Below are 20,603 nucleotides of genomic sequence, written 5' to 3' on the forward strand. Positions count from 1 at the left end.
CCCGCCCCCCCTAGAAAACCTCTCGGAGAACCAAACAGGTCCGAAGAGGGAAGCCGCCTTTACGAGACCATCGAAGGAGCGACGTAAAGAAGATACGGGCGATCTCGAGCACAAAAAGCGCGATCAGCCTCACATCGAAGAGGAGCGTGTGAAGCTCCCCGAACGGCAAAAAAAGAAGAGCCTGGAAAAGAAGCGCAGCCGCTAGAAAGCAGCGATTTAGAATCGTTGCTTCGGAATTCGAGTAGCAGACGTCCCATGACAGGCTCCTTCAGCGCCCGAGAGCTCAGCGACTCTACGATCGAACTCGATCTGGGTTTACTGGCCGACTCCAGCGCAAGCTTTGACTTCGCCGTTTTGCTGGAAATCAACCAGCGCTTCAAGGATCCGGAGGGATGGAACGAAGCGCCGTATTACTTCAAGCCGCTGTCCGTTTCCCACGATACGACAACGAAGCTCGCGATCGCGCGAGGGATCGGCTGGGGTATCCCGCTCGCTGCACCGGTTCGCATCGACGTTCCCGGACTTGGTTACTCCGCGCACGGAGAATGGCCGATCGCGATCAACAGCGACGCGAAGGACGCAACGTCCCGGCATCCGGTCGATCCGGTCAAGTTGATCATCGAGGAGTTGTCGAGAGCAAGTAAACAGACCTTCGTCCCCCCCGACAGCCAGGCCAGCGAGCCGGCTCCGTCGATCCCCGTCGCAGCCCGACCTGTTGCCCTCGCAACGCCGGTCAATCCCGCAATTGAAAGCGGACTTCCGATCTCCATACCGGACAATTTCCAGACCAAGCTGCTGCTTGCGGCGACGACAGCCTGCGTCGTGGCTATCGCGGTTCTGAGCTGGCAGGTTCGCTCGGCTTGGCAAGACGCGGAGACACTCTCCAGCACCACGGCGACCACGCGAGACGAACTGCTCCGAGAGCAGAACGCGCATCTCGCCAGCAAGACGCAGCTCGCAGAAACGCGGGGCGAGCTCGATACCCGGCGAGCGCAGGTCTCGCGTCTGCCCCAGACCGAGCGCGAACGCGACGCGGCCCGATCGGAAACGCTGGCTGCCAGATCGGAGCTGCAACGCGAGCGCGACGCTCACGCGGTGACCAGGGACAGACTCGGCGCGGTACAGCAGCAGCTTGATTCCGAGCGGGCGCTGCGCAATTCAAGCCAGACAGCTCCGCCCGTGGCTTCGGCGGCGCCAGCGGCTCCAATTCTCCCCATCCCTCCGGCTGCACCGTATCAAAGTCCTCCCGTGGCACAGAGGCCAGCCCTCGATCGAGCCGGCCTTTCGGAATGCGATACGCTGGCGGCCAATCCAACCGACCCGCGGCGAATATCGAACGGTGTGTCCTTTCCCGAGCTGCGCGCCAATGCCCGTGCGGCGGTGGACGCGTGCGAGAGGGCAGTTGCGGCTAATCCCAACGAACTGCGGCTGCGGTATCAATGGGCTCGTGCCCTTCAGGCCACCAACGACGGTCGCGCGGCAGCAATATTCCAGGAGCTTGTGCAGGCCGAATATCCAGCCGCGTTCGACAATGCCGCCCAGCTCCTAGTCAATCAAAGCAAGTTCCGGGATGCCGAAGCCCTCTACCGACGCGGCGTGAACCTCGGTGATCCGGATTCGATGATCGGGTTGGCAGACCTCATCCGAGCCAAGAAAGCGACCGCGCGGATTTTCGGTGAGGACTTCGCACTCTACCAGGCAGCCGCCTCGCTCGGGCATAAAGGTGCTCAAAACGAAGTCGAGAAGCGCAAGGCAGCAGGTCAATGGCTGGAATTGGGTATGGAAGTCGTTAAGGAAATTTTGTCCCGCTAATCGACAGCTTTTGATCGAAATTAAGGACAAGCTCAGGGAGACTTAGCTTCGCGCTCACGTTTCGTCGTGCACCTGATCTCACAACGGTCATCACTAATGGCACCGATCGCTCTAGTTGGCGGTCACTCACTAAGCTGCACGATAGCGATAAGACTGATAAGCTTTGCGACCAAAGCTTATCAGTTGGAGCGAACGGCCTCTGCACGAGCCTCCTGAGGGATCTCGGGCGCGCTGAAACATTCGGGGCGGTCGGAGCCAGGGGCGTCTAGTCTACCGACCCACTATCGACCGTCGGCCTCCTGCTGCTCGCCCTCGAACTCTTTAGCCACTTCGCATTGAACCTATGGGATGGCCTCGACTCTGAGTCGCAAGAGTTTGTGGCGATTACAAATAGGCCCTTCGATACCGACAAGGCGTGGGATGCTCTCGTCGCATTTCGTGATCGCGTGCGCGATTATGTTATTTGGAGTATTTGAACTCCGGCATGGACTTCAGTTCATCCTTGCTAATGCTGTATATGGCGTGATCCGGGTACCGAAGGTTTTTTGTTTGATCTTGAGGCGACGAAGCGGTAGCGGCCCCAGTAGTCGTAGGACGAGAGCCGGCTGTCGTTTCCGCTGAGCCGGTTGTAGAATTGGAAGTCGCGACTCTAGAGATTGGTTCGTTTGAAAATCTTACCTTGTTGAAGTCCACGGCAACGAGGCGCTCATTCATACCGAGGAAGCCGCCGACACCAAGCACAGCGCTCTTTATCGCACCTGACTTATCGGCGATCAGGTCCTCGATCTCTCCAATAACTTCGTTCTTATCATTATATACCATGGTGCCAATCAGCTTTGAAGCAGGCCAGTTACCTTGCCCCTCTGAAACGTTAGGCCCAGCCGCACCCGTTTGTGCGTCAGCAATCGGGGCAGGAGACGGGACGCCACTCGCATCTGTATTCTTTTGGGCTTCATAGCTCACCGCGAATGACACCTTAGTGGGAACCAACTCGCATAGCTTTGTTTGCTCGATTCTTAATCCAGAAATTCGAGGCACCGTTGCACAGACGCTTCGCGGAGGAGGCAAAGTCACGGTAACTTGAAAACAATTCGACTCCAAATCGGTTTCGATCTCGATCTTCGCCCGTGCGTTTGATAGGTCAGGTTTGACATCACGAACTCGCAACAAAGAGAGTTCACGGGGAAGACAGTACCGCTCTCGTTCAACGGACCCGTTCGGGTCTGGGGGGAGGTCTGCCGCCTTAAGCTCGCCGGGAAGTCGGGTGGAGAAACTGAACTTTTGAATTCCTTGCACGTTGTCGGCATTTTGAGCGCAGGCTGTCGAGCTAAGAGCCGCACCAATTGCAATAATGACTAGAGTGCTCCAGCGATTCATGGCGGCAACTCCTTATTTCTTCTTCCCAACCGAAATCTCGGGCTGAACGTACTGATTTGACAGTTGCTTCACCTGGTTGGATTGCGCAAGCAACGCATTGGCTTGGACCTCCGCAACAGACACCGTCCACGCGAAGTAAAGCTGTGGCGCTGTTAGAAGTATCGCGAGGAAAACAACGATCGTTGTTCGTAACCACCAAATGCGCGTTCGAATATTGCCTCCCCCAAGCAACAGAAGGACAATCGTCAACCCGACAACGCCTAACAGACCTACATACATTTGAGTAAAATTCATAATCTTCGTGAGCAGAACGCAAAGATAGCCTATAAAAAGGCCCACCGCCCCCAAAACGCGCGCCTCGTGGGTATCTAAGAGGTTTGCTATTGCGGCCATCGCGTCTTGATCGCCGGGTTTCACAGGGGGGTTCATTGCAGCCTCCCACAACTTCAACCCAGCGTAGCTACGCGATTCTCCCAAATCAACATTAAACGTACGGCTGCAACCGATCCTACGAACGCGCGCTCATCCTACGGCTAATGAGCGGGCATCCTATTGCTGAGCCCTCAGCTCAGACAATCTGCACCTCAGATGCCGCGTTGCGGGCGCCGACGCAAAAAGGCGCGCGAGTTAGCAAGATCATGAGGGGGCGTACTTCACGCCGGTTCGGAAGAAGATCGAGATGCGTTTCCGCACGTTAACCGCATTCTCAAGCTCGCCCGATGGCGCACGATTACGAGTCTCAAAAGGCGCACGCGACGAGTTCACTCTGGCCGCCCCGCACAGAACTTTCGGAAACTGGCCAAGCTGATCGCGATGGCTATCGCAAGGTCCCACAGGGATTACCTCGATCTCATCCCGGCTCAACCATTACGACGGAATAGTGCCGGCCTCTTCCACCGGAAATGGTCAAAAGGCGACCCCGTACCCGCTTACCATTTGTCGGCCACATGTACAAGAAGCAGACTGTACAGCCAAATTGGCGCGCGACTGGCGCTCGTTGATAGCTTTTGTTGAACTGATAAGGTCTTGTTAGTTTCCTTATCAGTCTACAAGCTGACTCCGTTTACGACTAAAGTTGATTAGTCACGGTCGACGCAGTCTATGTAGTCTTTCTATCAGTTGTCGGACGTCGGCCGCTTGTCATCATGCGACTCCGTGAGAATAAGCCAGCGGTCATAAGCGTGCCGCAAGGATGCGTCCCGGCCCCGGGGTTTTGATCCCCCGCTGGGGCTACTGCTTGGGAGTGCTGCCTCTCTCGCGGACGAGGACCGGACTCCTGAGTCGCCAAGGTACTACTTCCTTTGGTCGTCCGTCTGGCGTTTGCTCCTTACACACAGAACGATTCGCTCCCAAATTTGGGCGTGCCACAATGAAGGCCGCAGCTCAGCGACGGACTACCGGGCGCATCCAAGGAGTCCTCTTGCGCGCATTTTATCACCTAGCCTATAAGTTGCAGGATTAGCAGCCACACTTTCCTAGCGCCTGAACCAATTCTCGTGGCTAACCAGGCCAAAGTCCAAGACATCGGCATATTCCTGCAGCTCATCCAGCCATGATCCACATCTCACGCGTAGACCTAACCGAGCGGGGCATCGTGCTGCCGCATGATCGCGTGGGGATGGTAATTGCCCAACCACATCTGACATTGACGCAGCAGGAGCCGTTCAGGACCGTCGCCTCTCGCAAACCCGAGCTCTTGGACAATCTGACGGCCACGCTGGCCGTCTCGCGTGCCGCCCCGCATCAAGCCGAGAAAACGCACTTCACAATCTTCCCAGAATACAGCATCCCCGGTCTGGAGGGGGTCGACCTGATCGACGCCGCGCTCGCGGATCCACAATGGCCCACGGGAACGATCGTCATAGGCGGAACGGACGCGCTTTCGAAGACCGATTTCGCAAGTCTGACCGCTCGCGCGGGCAGCCATCTCGACACCGAGCATAATGGCCTGGACCAAATTGGTACAGACGAATGGATCAATTGCGCGATCACCTGGACGAAGGCCGGAGATGGAACGGTCGAGCGATGGTTGCAGCCCAAGCTCTGGCCAGCCTGGGAAGAGCAACACATCGTCTACCAGAACATGTACCGAGGCAAATCGGTCTTCTCCTTCAAAGGAAATCTGTCGAATGGACCGAAGTACCGATTTTCTTCGCTGATCTGCTTCGACTGGATCGCCACGATCGGCACTAAGCCGTCGTGGCGATGGGCCCTCGATGATCTCGGTGTCCAAGCTGGCGAAGGCGAGCTGTCGCTTTCATGGATGTTCGTCATCCAATACAACCCGCGCCCTTCGCATCCAACATTCATGGGCGCGGCCGTGTCATTCTTTGAGGGAACGATCGTGCCGAACGTCCGGCGGGACCGCACATGCCTCGTGTTCGCCAATAGCGCGGGCAAGCCGGTCCCCGGGCGATCCGAACTCTATGGCGGCACCAGCCTAGTTTTTTCACCGCAGACGCTGTTTCAGGAAGCTGCTTCGCGGCCCACGGTCGCGAAAGGCGGTCCAAGGTTTAGAGGCAATCCGCTGTTGAATGCCTTCCGCGATACGTATTTCCGTGAGAAGGGCGCGTGCATTCATTCGTTCGTCCAGATCAACCCCGACTCTGTGATTGCTGGGGCAGCAAACCGCACGTTCGCGGTCGATCGACCGTTCGTCTTCCCGCTAGTCGCTTCCCCCGATCCACGTACGCCATCCAACCTGGTTCCGGCCTGCGTCAAATGGATCAACGATGAGCTCGACGATATAACGAGCCTCAGCGACTTGCAGCCCGCGGGCGACCTCAGCGCCCGTGCCGACGCCGCTCATGCGACATCGATTCAAGAGTTGCGCACGCTCTCCGCGCCCTCCTGCGGCAAGATCATAAGGTTGGCAACCGCACGCGACGGTCAGGCGAACGGACGCGCCGCAACCGAAGGCGACGCCGATGCGTGGGACGCCGATGAACGCGGAGCCCTCGGTCATGTGGTCAATACACTCGATCTGTTTGGGATGTGCGGCGGGGTCACTGCAGACGCTCAGAATGCTGGACACGCCACGGTGTCGATCGGTGGAAAGACACTCGACCTACTCGCCGTACGGGGCAAAACCCATGATCAGTGCCACAAATACGCACAAACCCAGTTCACACCAAATGCCCGCCGACAGGCACTTCTCATCACACGCGATCGTGACAACTTGCCGCGCAAGCGCCGGTCCGGCAGCATCCTTCAAACCAGCGAGCCAAAGCTTGGTGACGAGCGCAAGATTACGGAACCCGAGAGTGCGATCATCCACGTTGATTATCAAGGATTGATCGCCGCCTTCGTCAATGCGACCACCGTCGACGAACTCTCACAAGAAGTTGGTGCCCATGTCGGCGCTTAACGAAGGTCACGCGGAGGTGGTGAAGGCGTGCCTCAGTCAGGTGCCGGGAGGCACCCTATCTGTGTTGGAGGCCGGACAAGGTCTCCCGGTTACCATCTTGCAAACCGATCGAGTCGTCGCCGCGTTTGCCTTTGCTGGCTCCGAGCCGCGCGCAACATTCGAGGAAACCTACGAGGCGTTCAAGACAGAGGCCGAGCGGTCGAAGGACTGGGATCAATACGATCTCTCCTATGTGCTCTGCATCGCGAGCGACACCGACAAGCTCGACCAGCTCGCTTCGGACATCGAAACGGATGTCTATTTTTGTCGCAAATTCGTGGTGCCGCTCACCGAGCACGTCGGGAATGCACTGGCGCGGCTGCCCTTCCTTCCGTTGACGCAGCTTGACGGCCCGGCTCTTCGACCGGCATCGGCCCAAACGTTCCTTCAACAGTCCGGGGTCCCGACGACGCTGGCCCGGCAGATCGTGGTTCAACACGAAAGGAGCGCCGAACGCATCGTCGAAGCCTGTCTCGCCAACGAGTATGGAACCCCGAAAGCACCGACGCGCGTGGCAACTTTGTCCGCCGTTTTCGGCGAACAGACCAGCGCACCAGTGTTGCTGGAATCCATCACGATCGAGAACTTCCGGGCATATCGCGCTCCGATGACGTTCGAGATCGGCAGCGAGATCACCGTGCTCTACGGCCCGAACGGGTTCGGCAAGACCTCGTTCTTCGATGCGATCGACTTTGGTATCACTGGATCGATCGGTCGCCTCAAAATTGCCGATACTGACCACTTCCGCGAAGTCGCGGCCCACCTCGACAGCAAGCCCGAAGATGCCCGCGTCGCCTTGACGTATCGATCAGATGGGAAGTCGCACACGATTGACCGGTCGGTAGCCGACCCAACGCATGCATTGTTGGACGGATCACCGACCGACCGCAAGCCTATCCTCAAGCAGCTGACCAAGAGTGGGGACGCCGTTGCCGAGCGGATCGACAATCTCATCAGCTTGTTTCGTGCCTCCCACCTGTTCAGTCAGGACAATCAGGCGCTGACGCAGAGTTTCAAGGATCATTGCACCTTGCCGCGCGAGATTGTCTCACGCATGCTGGCGTTCGAGGATTATGAAAACGCGCTGAAAAAGTCTGCGAACATCGTGACGATCCTCAAGAACAGCCTCAATGCGCTTTCTTCCGAGATATCGGAATCCACGGCTTCCTTGAAGGCAGACAAGTCAGAGCTCGACGGACTTCGTCGCACCATCAAGGACAAGTCGAACATTGGCGCCCTCAATGCCGAGCTGAGCAATTTGCGCGCCGCGTTGAAGGACATCGACGTCGACGCCGACTCTGGTGCAGCCGATGCCACGGCGGTGCGTGGCTGGAGGGCAACGCTGGAGGCCCGCATCGCTGAAAGCGAGGGTAGGATCGCCGTTCTTTCCGAGCTCGCGAAAGAAGTCGTCCGGCTCCCGCCCCTGGTCCTGGAAGGGAAGGACCTGCGCGCGCAGCTCGAAGCGGGCGACGCCCGCAGGATGGCTGCCGAGCAATCGAAGACGTCCATCCAGCAGCAATTGGACGCTGTCCGCAAGCGCGTTGCGGAGATTGCTGCCCAGGTCCGGCAAGCTCAATCAGCGCTCGACAATCTGAAATGGGTGCGCGATCAGCGCCCGGGCTACGCGACCGCGCTCAACTCGCTCAATGTCCAAACCGAGCGGCTCAATCGGGCGACCGAAGCTATCGCCGCAGACCGCAACCGGTCGGAAACTGCCTCGGCTTATCTGCAGCAAAAATCCAGTCAGCTCGCGATGTCCGTTGAACGGCAGGCTGCGGGGAGAAAGCGTTCCGCCGATCTGGAAGCACTTAGTGCGGCCTTAGGCCCGTGGAAAGCAAGTACCGACCGTATCGCCGAAATCAGGCAGCAGGAAGTTGTCCTGAACCAGACCTTGCTGGAGTTGCGCGCGGCAGAGCCTACGCTTCAAGCGCGACTGGACTCGAATGCTCCGCAGCAAGCAACGCTCGAGCGGGTGATCGCCGATGCCGATCGTAGCCAGTCCGAGCTTCGACAATTACTTTCTCAGCTGCAAAAGCATATCACGGACGGCAACTGCCCGCTGTGCGGCGTCGATCACGGAAGCCAAGATGAACTGATCCGTCATATCCAAGAGCAGATGACGCTCGACAGCGCGGGCACGGCCCGCACCGAACTCGCCGGGGTGCGGCAACGTATCCAGGAAATCACCCGTCATCTGGCAGGAAATCGTGAGGCGCAAAAGGCCGCTCAGGCGCAGCTGATCCAACTCGCCGATGATCGCACCGCCCGTGATCGCGAGATTAATGTCTGGGCGAACGCTGCAAATGGCCTCGGTCTGAATGCATCTGCTGGTTTGACTCAATTGACCCGGCAGATCGCGGCCAATTTCACCGAAGCACGTAAGGAGATCGAAGACAGCAATGCTGCCGTGAAGGTGGCTGCGGATGCCGCCGATGCGGCAAAGGCTGCCCTCGACGCTCTCACCAAGTCGATTTCCCAGCAGGAGTCGGCGAGGACCGCGGTGAATACGGAACTCGAGCGAATTCGCAAGGGGCTCACGACATTACGTAGTGACCCGCGCTTGAGTGGCGTGACGCTGGATTCGAGCGACGACGAATTGAATGAAGCGGAGCAAGATCGCTCGGGACTGCTCAATGAACTTCGCCAATCTCACGATGCCGCGACAAAGGAACAGACAAGACTTCAGGGAATGCTCGATGCAGAGTCGCGCATCATCGCGGAGCTCGCCGGCCAACTTCCGGTCCTCCGCAGACGCGTGAACGAGAACGAACAAGCGCGCAGGGCTATCATTGCACGGCTTGCCGACTCCAATTTGCCGGAAGATTCCGACGAGCAGGAATTGATCGGCAAACTGGGTGAAGAGACCCAGGCACTTGCCCGGCTCCGCGCCCTGCACCAACGTGTCGCAAGTGCCGAAATCGGCCTCGATGCCGCGACGACCGCCGCCGCGCTCGCCCGGCTTGAAACAACTATAGCAACGAAAAACAAACTCATCACCGAGAAGAAGGCGTCGCGTGCCGCTCGAATGCCTTGGCGTGACTACTTCGCTGCGGTCGAAAAGATTCTGTCCGACGAACAGGCTGCGGCCATCGCGAACTTCACGCGCCAATACGGTCCGAGGACTTCCGTCATTCAGCGCCGGCTTAGATCGGTCTACGGCTTCGACGACGTCGAGATCATCAGTCGCAAGTCTGAGATTTCGGTCACGGTCAAGCGGCATGGCGTCGAGCTGCGGCCCGTCGACTATTTCAGCGAGTCCCAAAAGCAAACCCTGCAGCTTGGTCTCTTCCTGACGGCCTGCAGCGGACAAAACTGGTCCTCGCTGGCGCCGGTCTTTCTCGACGATCCCGTCACACATTTCGACGATCTCAACATCTATGCGCTATTAGATCTAATCATGGGTCTTCTCAAGTCAGACTTCGGCACCCGGCAATTCATCATCTCGACATGCGACGAGAAACTCTTCCAGCTCGCGCGCCAGAAATTTAACTATCTACAGGACAGCGTTCGCTTCTATCGCTTTCGCGCCATTGGAGAAGATGGACCGCTCGTTGAGCGTATCGGTTCATGAAGCACCGCGCATGTGGCAGGCCCGACAGACCACGGGGCAAGCTCACCCATTCGGATAGTAGAAGCCGGCAGTCCAGCGAGCCTGCGCTTTGGCGTCGTGGCGAATCAGACCGAAGCGAGTGACATCCTGTGTTCGGCGAGCTTCGCGAGCCACGTCCAAGCTCGATCCAGAGGGCACGAGACTAATTTGGCCTCGTAACTTTCCCCATCAGTCGATGTGCGAACGTCGGTGCAGCGCGCATTCGGACTTTCCTGGGGATCAATCGAGCTAACAGTTGACCGAGGCAATGGATTGAGCCAAAATGAACAAAACAGGAACATTCCGCAGTGACCTCCATGACTGGACACGTCCACGAACCTCACATCCCCTGCCCCAAGTGTGGCCACGAAATACCGCTTACGGAGTCGATTGCTGCACCCTTGTTGGAAGTCGAGCGACGCGGCTTCCAGACGAAGCTTGCCGCGAGAGAAGCGGAATTCACTCGCCAGGCTGACGAGTTGCGACGTCGGCAAGAAGAAGTCACTAAGGCGCGAGCCAGCATTGAAGGGCAGATCAAGCAACGGCTGGAGACCGAACGCAGACAAGTCGCCGCCGCCGAGGCTAAGAAGGCACGGGATGCTGTAGCTTCAGATCTGCAAGCGCGGGCGAACGAAGTCGCAGAATTGCAACAGGCCCTTGAGAGCAACAATATAAAACTAGCAGAAGCTCAGCAGGCGCAGGCTGAGCTAATGCGCAAGCAACGTGCACTGGACGAAGAAAAGCGCGAGCTGGATCTGACGGTCGAGAAACGCGTGCAGGCGTCCGTCGAGACTATCCAGACCAAAGCTCGACAGGAGGCCGACGAGGCGGCCCGGTTGCGAGTCGCGGAGAAGGATCAGACCATTGAATCGATGGCACGTACGATCGAAGAATTGAAGCGCAAGGCAGAGCAAGGGTCGCAGCAGTCCCAGGGCGAGGTTCTAGAGCTTGAGCTCGAGGAGCTTCTGCGCGGACGCTTTCCGACGGACTCCATAGAGCCAATCGGCAAAGGCGAGCTTGGTGCAGACGTAATGCAGCAGGTGAACGGTGCGATCAGCCAGCCTGCCGGCGTCATTCTGTGGGAGACAAAGCGCACCAAAGCCTGGAGTGACGGATGGCTCTCCAAATTGCGGGACGACCAGCGCCGATCCGGTGCCGACGTGGCTCTAATTGTCTCTCAAGCCTTACCCAAGCATATTGAGCAGTTCGACCTGGTCGAGGGAGTATGGGTCGCTCATCCTCGTTGCGCTCTTCCAGTCGCCGTAGCCCTTCGCCAAGGTCTGATCGACGTGAGCAGCTCGCGATTAGTCCAGCAAGGTCAACAAACGAAAATGGAGCAGGTCTATCACTATCTGACCGGCACCAAGTTTAGGCAACGTGTGGACGCCGTCGTCGAGAAATTCAACGACATGCGGGACGACCTCGACAGGGAACGCAAATTCATGGGGCGTCAGTGGGCAAAGCGAGAAACACAAATTCTGTCCGTGCTTGACTCGACTGTTGGCATGGTCGGCGACCTCCAGGCAATCGCTGGCAAGGCGATGCCTGAGATCCCGAGCTTAGACATGCCACTGTTGGAGGATGCAACCGACCTTCAAAGGAAAGTTGGCCGAGCTGGACACTGACATCAAAGTTCTTCCCCTACGGATTTCGATCAGTTCATCGATGGAAAGCTAGCCAGCTCCAACTGACTAGCTTTTCTTAATTTCCTTATCAGTGCGGCTCTCAGTACCGCCAACCCTCCTCAACGTGAAGGTGAGTGCTTGCGCAGCAGACGAAGAACTGTGCGAGACCCAATTACAGGATCCTCCCGGAAGGCCGCCAGAGCCGTCCGTCCGCGCACCACTTCTTCAATTCTTGCAGAGGCACGGGTTTGAGACGATCAGGCGTGCGGTGCGCTCTTCGATGGCAAGTTGGGCATAAGATCTCTAACTGTTCTGCGGTGGTGGTACGTCCAGCCGCCAAGCCTGACCACAGGTACTCTTTTAAGCGGCCCGTGACAAGTTAAAGGCCACTCAGCGCATCCAATGACCTTATTTGGACATAATAGTGATTAATGACCCCTGAGGTGACATTTGGAGAGGGCCATGGGATACACCACTGGGGAGCAGTTCAGGGCCGCGCGGGCAATGCTCGGCTGGGAGCAGTCGGAATTGGCCGAAAAGGCGAACGTCTCGTTGAAAACGATCAAGCGCTTGGAGGCCACCTCCGGGCCGGTCGAGGCTCGTTCAGAATGGGGCGTGAAGCGCGCTCTTGAACTTGGTGGCATCGAATTCATCGGCCAGCACGAATGGACGGACCGTACCGATGGCGTGAAGTTCTCCAAGGATGCGACCGCCAAACTCAGGCGCGCGATCGTGCAGAGCGTTTCAACCTGGTTAGACGTCACCATTAAGATGAAGGCGGATAAGGATCGCGATCTCTTTGAGCGGCCTACCGCGGAGATTGTTGACCTAATCATGGTTGATGCACGCGAGGGGCTTACCCGCGAAATCCAGAGCCTGCTCAACAAGTCCGACTAAGACGATCTGCCCCGTTACGCGGGTCCAAGCGCACCACGATTCCATATCCATGATTTTTGTGGAGGTGAGCCAAAGAGGCGATCCATCTCGAGCGGTCATGTACCCACTCATCCCTTCGCTCTTGCAGGATGTCGTTCTAAGCTCACGTCAGCCCCTCCCCTCGGAGAGATCGAAGACAACATGGACGAGAAGAAGATTGAAGAGATCGTCAGCGAGATTGTACGTGGCGCGGATCCAGAGAAAATCCCAGCTTATCGCAGGGCGTCGTACGACGATCGCAAGCGGATCGACGCCAGGGTCGTAGAGATTAGGCGCCGCCGGGCCGCCCTGGAAGCCCAAGAGCAAGACGAATTGCACAACAGACGTAAACGCGATCGCGAAGACCCTCCTCAACCTAAGTTTTAGCTGGACCGTCCAGACCGCCGCGATTTCCTTTTTCGGAAATCTCCATTGTTTTACCGCGCCTTCGAAGATGCTGACGATTTCAAGCATCGCAATGCGCAGACGCAGGATCTCATTCCTCAGCTCTTTATTCGAACCTTTCTTGGAACGCATATGACAAAGAAAATCACGCGGAGACACCTGAAGAATGGACTGGTTGGTTTTGTCGACCTACTGGGATTTTCGGCACGCGTCGAAAGCATCCGGACGGAGCAAGAGCTGCGCGCACTAGATAACGATGTGGCCTTTGCCCAGAACGAGTTCGGACACAAGTCTTCTGACAAGTTCACCCGGCAATCCGATAGGGCGGTCGGCAAAAGTGTTTTGGCGTTTTCTGACTGCCTGGTCTTGTCCGTTCCGCTTCGTTCCCCGCTGACGCCGATCCAGGGCACGTTCGACATCCTCATGAGCGAGCTTAGCGGTTTCGCACTCTCCCAAGGCACCTGCGTGCTCGAAGGGATATTCGTGCGTGGCGGCGTAGATCTCGGTATCTGGTATCGGCGCCAGGATTCGCTCATTAGTCCCGCGTTGGTGCAAGCCTATGGCCTCGAACGCGACGCATGCGTGCCGATGATCGCGATCACACCGAGACTGCGAAGATATCTTTCCAATCACCCTCACAGGCGGTTTTACAGCGACGACATTGACCCTATTCCCAGAACACTGAAGCAATACAGGAAGCTTCCGAACGGCAAGACTTTGTGGTTCATCAATTATCTCCGCATCTGCCTGGACTCCATTGAACCAGTGATCGTGGGTGAAGACCGAAAGAAGTATTTGGCTGCGGACGCGGACGATCGAGATCGCATGCGCACCGAAGCCTGGCAGAAGGCTTGCCTGGACTGGGCCAAGAATCACGGTCAAGCCATTCTCAAGGCCCACGCCTCAGCAGAGGTCGCCAGCGTTCGTGCCAAATATGCCTGGCTTGCCAAATACCATAATGAAGAAGTGAAGAGGTTCTTCGGTAAGGCGGCGAAACCACTCTCAGTCAAACCTGTGTAGGCCGCATTCGGCGCGGAGGGGCATATCCTTGGGAACAGAAATCAGTCTGGATGTAGGTGGCATGTCGATTTCCTGGGCAAAGAACCGCAGGGGACCTGACCACGGAGATCTGTACCAACCGGGCGACCTTCAACGCCTTCGGTCCGAGCAGATCAACTACGACATCGCAGATGAGGATGATCCGGGTCTGGCCGAGAGCGAGTGGGGCTTTGCTCGATCTCTCAAGTCGCTGGTGCCTCGTCTGGAATTGCTCGGGCACACGCTCAGCTCGGCGCAACACGAATACGACAGAGGTGCCGCGGCATGGATTGACGAGCGAAAGTCATATCAAGAAGACGAAAAGGACATCTCGCTCGACGTCATGCCTTTTGCGGAATTTCTGCGTTTTATTTCGGCGGTCGCCATTGCGGATCTCGATGACACATTTGTCTCTGGGCAGGAGGACCATGAACAACGCGAGATGGGCCGGTTTTCCGATGAAGGCGTGAAGGCTCGACTCCCGTTTTATCCGAACCATGACGCTCAGGCCTGGTCAGAACGCAGCTATTTTGGAATGCTCGTTGGCTTTCTGCATCCCTATACGCTGCTGCGGCTGTTCGCCGAGAACGACAAGAACCTGACAGAGCGCGTTGAATGGCAGTTTGGGCCGCTCGTGTCCAACGGCTGGGCGCAGGAAACAGAATTTGTGCCGGGTGCTCGTCGCACGCAAACCTACCTTATCGCCACCGAGGGCAGCTCAGACACCCATATCCTGAAGCGTGCGTTTCAGCTCTTGCGTCCGGAGATCGCCGATTTTTTCCATTTCATCGATGTAAGTGAACGCCATCCTTTTTCCGGAACCGGCAGTCTGGTAAAATTTGCAGAGGGCCTCGCGAAGATCGACGTTCAGAACCGCACCGTCTTTGTTCTCGATAATGACGCGGAAGGCCAGAGCGCCTTTCGAAAGATCAAGGGTCTCACCTTTCCCGTCAACATGCGCGCCATGGTGCTGCCGTCTCTCGAAGGCTTTGAGTCCTTTCCTACTGCCGGACCGGGCGGGCAGACTTTATCTGACATCAACGGGCGGGCCGCTTCCATCGAGTGCTATCTTGATCTGTGGGCAGATGGCTTACCTCCGCCCCTGGTACGGTGGATGAACTACAAGGACGATGTCGGGGTTTACCAGGGCGCACTGATAGACAAGGATCGATATACCCGGACATTCTTCGAACGCGCCGGACGCAGCTCGTACGACACGTCGAGGCTGTCCACTGTATTGGCAGCAATCGTGGACGTGTGCACCACGATGGCGGGGGACATGCGGCAACAAGGCGCCGACAAATGAACCCTGCATATTCTCAAATATCTGGTGGTCGCGACCCATTGGTATCTGAAATCGCGGCAACCCAGGCTCACAGCCGGTCAAGTTCGGGTCCGAAACGACGGCCGGGCAGCGTGCGCGCGAGGCCATGCAAACCACAGCCACGTGACAAACTGAAGACTGATGGCTGCTCCAAACGCGGCCTGACAGGCGATCAGCGGATGGCGCTCGTATTCTGCAGGCCAGCAGCCGATGACGGCTCCAATAAGGTCCTGGACAATGAAGGTGCCCCCGATGTGGAGGACATTCAATACTGCGTTCGCGCGTCCCGCCAGCTCCTCGGGAAGTGCTTGGCCACGATCGCGTAGCTGAGTACAGCTTGATCAAACGACCGTTCTAGATATGTCGCTTTGGAGAATATGACCGCCCCGTGCAGGGGAATTCTCGCCGAAGGCGTTCGGCTTCATTGGCTTTGAGCGTCATCGCCCAAATGCGCTCGATAGCTTACCAGACGCCTTTTTATCGCACCGACGGCGATTAAGCGCGCCTCTATTTTTTGCAGCAGCGCCGCGTTGTCCGCCAAGCGTCTCGCAGTCTCGGCCAGGTTGTCACCGATTGCGAGCGCTAGGCTGGAGGATCAACTCCGCCTCCTCCACTGATAAGCTTACTCTCAAAAGCTTATCAGTTGGCGAAGCCCGACTGGGCTCGTCTGGCGGCGGTCGCAATAGAGCCTGCTCCACCAATCGTCTCTTTGAAACGAGAATTTTTGGGAGACCGCCGGAGACTTCCCGTCATTTTAGACAGAAGCTGGAAGATGACGCGCGACGCCATCGCCCATTAAATTCGACAGCTATATCGGCGCCTCGAGGCGGGACCGGTTCTGCTCTATCACCGCATGGCGGCGTACCGGCCGAACAACATGAGGGTTCACGTCGACTTTAAGCACTATTTCGAATGGAAGCGCCGCGCAGCTGGCGCAATACGTCGCCGATGGCATTGGACAGAGGGGCAAGCATGCCGGCTTCGTCGGGCTCTGACTCAACACAACGTTGAGGAAGCGGTTCTGTGAGGCGGACTTCTAGTCGCCTTGGCTTCTGCCGCGACGAGTAGAGCAGATCACAATGCCGAGAGTGGACTCGCCAAACGGCCGTCAAAAACACCGTTTGAAAAACCGTTTTAGTTCGGCTCTCTCAAACGGTTTCTCTCGCTAAGGTCTTGATTTATATGGTGGGCGCACCAGGGCTCGAACCTGGGACCCGCTGATTAAGAGTCAGCTGCTCTACCAACTGAGCTATGCGCCCGAAAGGCGGTCAAGGCCTTGCGAGGCCGGTCGTTTAGCAAAGCGATCCGGGTATGGCAAGCGATCGGACACAAGTTTTCCAAGGTCTCGTCCACAGGGACGGAAATGCGAAAAGCCGCTGGATTCCAGCGGCTTCGCCAGGTTTACGGCCTGAGAACCGGTCCGTTCAGAGCCGGCCCTCCCGGTCCCGGTCGGGACCGCGGTCACGGTCGAAGCGGTCATGGTGGAAGTGGTCCATGCCCCGTTCCATCATGCGGTCCATGCGCTCCATGAAGTGGTGGTGGCGCGGGCCGTCCTCGCCGCCGCCGAACGGGCCGCGGTGCCGGGTCAGCACGGCGAGGCGCCTTTTCTGGCCCTCGTCGAGGGTCTTGTAGAGCGGATCGGCGGCATCGGCGATCTTCCTCAGGGCCGCGGAAGTCGCACCCATGTCCTCGGCGCGCTGGCGCAGGCGGGCGACCGGATCCTCCGGTCTGTCGGCATCCCTCGACATATCACCTGGACCCGCATTCATCCGCGCATTGGCGCGGTCGATGCGCAGCTTGGCGAACTCCCGCACCGCCGCCTCGACCGGCGGCCACAGCTTCTCCTGATCTGCGTTCAGCTTCAGCCCGGCATGGACGGCTGCGATCCGCGCATCGACGAAGGCGGCCCGGTCCTCGGGGTTCATGCGCATGTGGCGGACGTGCTCCATCCACGGGCGATGATATTGGGCGTAGACCGCGCCCGAGCCGGCGATGCTGAGCACGGCGATGGCTGCGATGGTGAATTTCTTCATCCTGACCTCCTCTGGAAAGGTGCCCGTAAGGATGAGCCCGAGGGGGCTGACGCGCAACTTACAACTTGAACAGGAAGGGCGTCCTTGCAGAGATGTAACCGCCGTGAATGTCCGTTCAGATGCGAACAAAAATAATTCGCAACAAAATGGGCTTCCGTGCGCTGCGCGGAAGCCCTTCGTTGGGGTCGCCCGTCGAGGTCAGTTCGTCGGGCTCTTGGCTTCCTTCAGGAACTCGTCGATCAGCCCCTGGCCGATGCGGCCCGCGGCCTCCTTGTAAACCGGCTCCATCGCCTTGCGCATCGCCTCGTCCTGATCGGCCGTCAGCTTGATGATCTCGCTCTTGCCGCTCTTCCTGATCTCGGTCAGCGCGTCATCGTTCTCCTTCTGCGACTGCGCGTTGCTGAACTCGGTCGCCTCTTTCATCGCCTTTGACAATGGGTCACGGATGTCGGCCGGCAGATCGTCCCAGAATTTCTTGTTCACGATCACCACGTAGCCGATGTAGCCGTGATTGGTTTCGGTGATGTACTTCTGAACCTCGTGCATCTTCTGGGTGTAGATGTTCGACCAGGTGTTCTCCTGGCCGTCGACCACGCCGGTCTGGAGTGCCTGGTAGACTTCCGAGAACGCCATCACCTGCGGCAGCGAGCCGAGCGACTTGAACTGGGCCTGGATCACGCGCGAGGATTGGATGCGGAATTTCACGCCCTGATAGTCGGCCGGCGTGATCAGCTTCTTGTTCGCGCTCATCTGCTTGAAGCCGTTGTCCCAATAGGCAAGACCGGTGATGCCCTTGGCATCCAGCAGCTTCAGCAGTTTGGTGCCGAGCGGCCCTTCCGTCACTTTCCGCAGCGTCTTGATGTCGGGCAGGATGTAAGGCAGGTCGAACACCTCGAACTCGCGGATGCCGAGCGGCCCAAACTTGGAGTTGGACGGCGCCAGCATCTGCACGCTGCCGAGCTGGAGCGCCTCGAGCTCTTCCTTGTCCTTGTAGAGCGTCGAGTTCGGATAGACTTCGACCTTGACCTTGCCGCCGGTGTACTTCTCGGCGAGCTCCTTGAACTTCTCCGCGCCCTTGCCTTTCGGCGTGTCGGTGGCGACGACGTGGCTGAATTTGATGATGATCGGTGATTGGGCCGATGCCGGCCCGCTCAAGCCAAGTGCCAGAACCGCGATGGAGGCGGCGATCGCCGAGGTGCGCATGGTCTCTCCCTGTCGTTTTGTTTGAGCCGCCCGGCGGCGCCGGGTGGCCAGTCTTACGCCGGCTGCATCAATAGCGGCTCGCTTACACAGCCGCTATTGGCCCTTAGCAGGGCAGCCATTCAGCTCGCCGCCGCCGTCGTCACATTGTCGCGCTGGCGCTTCATGACGATCTTGTTGAGCGCGCCGAGATATGCCTTGGCCGAAGCCACCAGGGTATCCGGATCCGCCGCGCGCGCCGTCATCGAGCGGCCGTCCTGCGCCAGCCGCACCGACACTTCCGCCTGCGCGTCGGTGCCCTCGGTGACCGCGTGCACCTGGTACAGCTCGAGCTTGGCCTCGTGCGGCACCAGGCGCTTGATGCAGTTGAAGACGGCGTCGACCGGGCCATTGCCCTCGGCTTCCTCGATCTTGATCTGGCCGTCGACGTCGAGCTTCATGGTCGCGCGCTGCGGTCCGTGGGTGCCGGCGATCACGGTCAGCGAGGTCAGCTTGATGCGGTCGTGGGAGGCCGCCATCTCCTCGTCGACCAGCGCCTCGATGTCCTCGTCGTAAATGTCCTTCTTGCGGTCGGCCAGCGCCTTCATCCGCGTGAACGCATCCTCCAGCTGGTTCGGACCGAGCTTGTAGCCCATCTCCTCCAGCTTGTGCACGAAGGCGTGGCGACCGGAATGCTTGCCCAGCACCAGCGAGGACTGCTTCAGGCCGACCATCTCGGGGCGCATGATCTCGTAGGTCGAAGCGTCCTTCAGCACGCCGTCCTGGTGAATGCCGCTCTCATGCGCGAAGGCATTCCGGCCGACGATCGCCTTGTTGTATTGCACCGGGAACGAGGTCGCCGCCGAGACCAGCTTCGAGGCGCGGGTCAGCTGCGTCGTGTCGATCTTGTTCCAGTAGGGGAATTTGTCGTTGCGCACGTTGATCGCCATCACGATCTCTTCGAGCGCGGCATTGCCGGCGCGCTCGCCGATGCCGTTGATGGTGCACTCGACCTGGCGCGCCCCGCCCGTGATGCCGGCCAGCGAGTTGGCGACCGCCATGCCGAGATCGTTATGGCAGTGCACGGAGAACACCGCCTTGTCCGAGTTCGGCACGCGCTCGATCAGCGTCCTCATGAAGTGGGTGTATTCCTCCGGCACCGTATAACCGACGGTGTCGGGGATGTTCACCGTGGTGGCGCCGGCCTTGATCACGGCCTCGACGATGCGGCACAAAAAGTCCATCTCGCTGCGGGTGCCGTCCTCGGCCGACCATTCGACGTCGTCGATCTGGTTGCGGGCGCGCGCGACCATGGCGACCGAGGTCTCGATCACCTGCTCCGGGGTCTTGTTCAGCTTCACGCGCATGTGCAGCGGCGAGGTCGCGATCACGGTGTGGACACGGCCGCGCTTGGCGAACTTCACGGCTTCGGCACAGCGGTCGATGTCGGCGGGATGGGCGCGCGACAGGCCGGCGATGACGGCGTTCTTGGAGCGGCGGGCGATCTCGCTGACCGCCTGGAAGTCGCCTTCGGAGGTGATCGGGAAGCCCGCCTCGATGACGTCGACGCCCATATCATCCAGCAGTTCGGCGACCTCGAGCTTCTCCTCGAAGGTCATGGTGGCGCCGGGGCACTGCTCGCCGTCGCGCAGCGTGGTGTCGAAAATGATGACGCGGTCCTTCTCGGACTTGTTCACGGTGGCCATTCCTAGATTTCCTTTTGAGCGTTTGCGCCGTTCAGAGCCGTTTCAGTCCCTTGGCGCTTGAGGTGTCCGTTGATCTCGACCAACCCCTGAGCGCCCAGGCGCATGGCGCCCAGCCGGCCCTCAGGGGCAAGTAAGAAGAAGGCCGCCAATAAGGAGGGTGGGCAGCAGTGCAGCCGGGATCGCGGCGGCGGCCA

The 20,603-nt window shown here is 58.6% G+C and carries 14 protein-coding genes and 1 tRNA gene; 8 read left to right on the forward strand and 7 right to left on the reverse strand.

Annotated elements, in window-relative coordinates; genetic code table 11:
- Both I6F17_RS36375 and I6F17_RS36380 read left to right on the forward strand, forming a co-directional pair.
- Positions 1–205 (forward strand): hypothetical protein (locus I6F17_RS36375; RefSeq protein WP_225190474.1); only part of this gene is annotated, 205 nt, incomplete at its 5' end.
- Positions 206–255: 50 nt separating this feature from the next.
- Entirely contained in the window at positions 256–1,812 is a 1,557-nt protein-coding gene (locus I6F17_RS36380) for a hypothetical protein (protein ID WP_225131839.1), read from the forward strand.
- 459 nt (positions 1,813–2,271) lie between these two features.
- Here the strand turns inward: I6F17_RS36380 and I6F17_RS36385 are convergent, their stop codons facing one another.
- Positions 2,272–3,189 carry a PRC-barrel domain-containing protein gene (locus tag I6F17_RS36385; protein ID WP_225131840.1) on the reverse strand — a complete coding sequence of 306 codons (918 nt, stop codon included), beginning with the start codon at positions 3,187–3,189 and terminating at the stop codon, positions 2,272–2,274.
- 12 nt (positions 3,190–3,201) lie between these two features.
- Complete coding sequence (locus I6F17_RS36390) at positions 3,202–3,618, reverse strand: hypothetical protein (protein ID WP_225131841.1); 417 nt, start codon at positions 3,616–3,618, stop codon at positions 3,202–3,204.
- 1,123 nt (positions 3,619–4,741) lie between these two features.
- On the opposite strand from I6F17_RS36390, the gene I6F17_RS36395 reads away from it, so the two are divergent.
- The 4 genes from I6F17_RS36395 to I6F17_RS38005 all read left to right on the forward strand — a co-directional run bounded on the left by I6F17_RS36395 (position 4,742) and on the right by I6F17_RS38005 (position 12,706).
- Positions 4,742–6,556, forward strand: coding sequence for a hypothetical protein (locus I6F17_RS36395; protein ID WP_225131842.1), 1,815 nt, complete (start codon positions 4,742–4,744; stop codon positions 6,554–6,556).
- Positions 6,543–10,166, forward strand: coding sequence for an SMC family ATPase (locus tag I6F17_RS36400; protein WP_225131843.1), 3,624 nt, complete (start codon positions 6,543–6,545; stop codon positions 10,164–10,166). Before I6F17_RS36395 ends, I6F17_RS36400 begins: the two co-directional genes overlap by 14 nt.
- Positions 10,167–10,501: 335 nt before the next feature.
- Positions 10,502–11,809 (forward strand): DUF2130 domain-containing protein, encoded by a 1,308-nt coding sequence (locus tag I6F17_RS36405; protein ID WP_225131844.1) that lies wholly within the window; start codon positions 10,502–10,504, stop codon positions 11,807–11,809.
- A gap of 462 nt (positions 11,810–12,271) precedes the next feature.
- A complete protein-coding gene (locus I6F17_RS38005; protein WP_346657051.1) occupies positions 12,272–12,706 on the forward strand; it encodes a helix-turn-helix transcriptional regulator in 435 nt (144 codons plus the stop codon).
- Positions 12,707–12,853: 147 nt separating this feature from the next.
- Here the strand turns inward: I6F17_RS38005 and I6F17_RS36415 are convergent, their stop codons facing one another.
- On the reverse strand, positions 12,854–13,261 hold the full coding sequence (locus I6F17_RS36415) for a hypothetical protein (RefSeq protein WP_225131845.1): 408 nt from the start codon (positions 13,259–13,261) through the stop codon (positions 12,854–12,856).
- Here I6F17_RS36415 and I6F17_RS36420 point away from each other — a divergent pair, their 5' ends adjacent.
- Together I6F17_RS36420 and I6F17_RS36425 are read left to right on the forward strand one after the other, a co-directional pair.
- Positions 13,262–14,149, forward strand: a complete 888-nt coding sequence (locus I6F17_RS36420) for a hypothetical protein (RefSeq protein ID WP_225131846.1) — start codon at positions 13,262–13,264, stop codon at positions 14,147–14,149.
- Between the two features lie 28 nt (positions 14,150–14,177).
- Complete coding sequence (locus I6F17_RS36425) at positions 14,178–15,473, forward strand: HEPN/Toprim-associated domain-containing protein (RefSeq protein ID WP_225131847.1); 1,296 nt, start codon at positions 14,178–14,180, stop codon at positions 15,471–15,473.
- 1,201 nt (positions 15,474–16,674) lie between these two features.
- On the opposite strand, the gene I6F17_RS36430 is transcribed toward I6F17_RS36425, so the two are convergent.
- From I6F17_RS36430 to I6F17_RS36445, 4 genes are all read right to left on the reverse strand, one after another.
- Positions 16,675–16,750: transfer RNA gene (locus I6F17_RS36430), tRNA-Lys, on the reverse strand.
- 165 nt (positions 16,751–16,915) lie between these two features.
- Complete coding sequence (locus I6F17_RS36435) at positions 16,916–17,524, reverse strand: Spy/CpxP family protein refolding chaperone (protein ID WP_085974476.1); 609 nt, start codon at positions 17,522–17,524, stop codon at positions 16,916–16,918.
- 198 nt (positions 17,525–17,722) lie between these two features.
- Complete coding sequence (locus tag I6F17_RS36440; protein WP_225131848.1) at positions 17,723–18,727, reverse strand: TRAP transporter substrate-binding protein; 1,005 nt, start codon at positions 18,725–18,727, stop codon at positions 17,723–17,725.
- 119 nt (positions 18,728–18,846) lie between these two features.
- Complete coding sequence (locus tag I6F17_RS36445; protein ID WP_036037552.1) at positions 18,847–20,409, reverse strand: 2-isopropylmalate synthase; 1,563 nt, start codon at positions 20,407–20,409, stop codon at positions 18,847–18,849.
- Positions 20,410–20,603: the final 194 nt, after the last annotated feature.

Origin of the sequence: Bradyrhizobium sp. NBAIM18 (assembly GCF_020193825.1) — a bacterium.
GTDB lineage: Bacteria > Pseudomonadota > Alphaproteobacteria > Rhizobiales > Xanthobacteraceae > Bradyrhizobium > Bradyrhizobium yuanmingense.